Source organism: Chitinophaga solisilvae (assembly GCF_009928525.1).
In the GTDB taxonomy this organism is placed as follows: Bacteria; Bacteroidota; Bacteroidia; order Chitinophagales; family Chitinophagaceae; genus Chitinophaga; species Chitinophaga solisilvae.
In genome coordinates this window covers 1-630 of record NZ_JAABOK010000045.1, presented here as the reverse complement: position 1 = coordinate 630, position 630 = coordinate 1, and the positions used below count along the sequence as shown (strand labels likewise).

General features: G+C 45.4%; 2 tRNA genes and 2 rRNA genes. All 4 read right to left on the bottom strand.

Annotated elements, in window-relative coordinates:
- A 23S ribosomal RNA gene (locus tag GWG06_RS30375) occupies positions 1 to 85 on the bottom strand; the annotation flags it as partial.
- A 166-nt stretch (positions 86 to 251) separates the two neighbouring features.
- Positions 252 to 325: transfer RNA gene (locus GWG06_RS30370), tRNA-Ala, on the bottom strand.
- A gap of 10 nt (positions 326 to 335) precedes the next feature.
- Positions 336 to 410 (bottom strand) — tRNA-Ile (locus GWG06_RS30365).
- Between the two features lie 143 nt (positions 411 to 553).
- Positions 554 to 630: ribosomal RNA gene (locus tag GWG06_RS30360) — 16S ribosomal RNA — on the bottom strand; the annotation flags it as partial.

The window sequence follows — 630 nt, the reverse complement described above, 5'->3', positions numbered from 1 at the left end:
CTCCCCGTAGCTTATCGCAGCTTACCACGTCCTTCGTCGCCTCTTAGATCCTAGGCATCCACCATGCGCCCTTATTCGCTTTAAATATTTTAATGTATCAGATATTACTATCCGTACACAACTTTTACATTTCCCAATATGTCAAAGAACTTCTGATCACTTCCGTGATTGTTGCCGATGTCTGAGAGCCGATCTCTGTGGCCTTGCGCCGTACATCTTCATTTGTGTTATAAGAACTAAGGTTGATTAAGTGGAGGATATCGGATTCGAACCGATGACCCCCTGCGTGCAAGGCAGGTGCTCTAGCCAACTGAGCTAATCCCCCGTAATCAGTGTAGACCCGAGCAGATTTGAACTGCTGACCCCTACATTATCAGTGTAGTGCTCTAACCAGGCTGAGCTACGGATCTGTCTAGGTTGCCGGTTGGCGGTCATTCATTCTCTCTTTAACCGATCCAGTCCTTACTACCAACTTGGCGATTCTTAATCTCTTTTTAAAGAACTTTATTTGAAAGAAGAAGGAAACAACAGCTCACAGATTAATGAGCTCTAAAAAGGAGGTATTCCAGCCGCACCTTCCGATACGGCTACCTTGTTACGACTTAGCCCCAATTACCGATTTTACCCTAG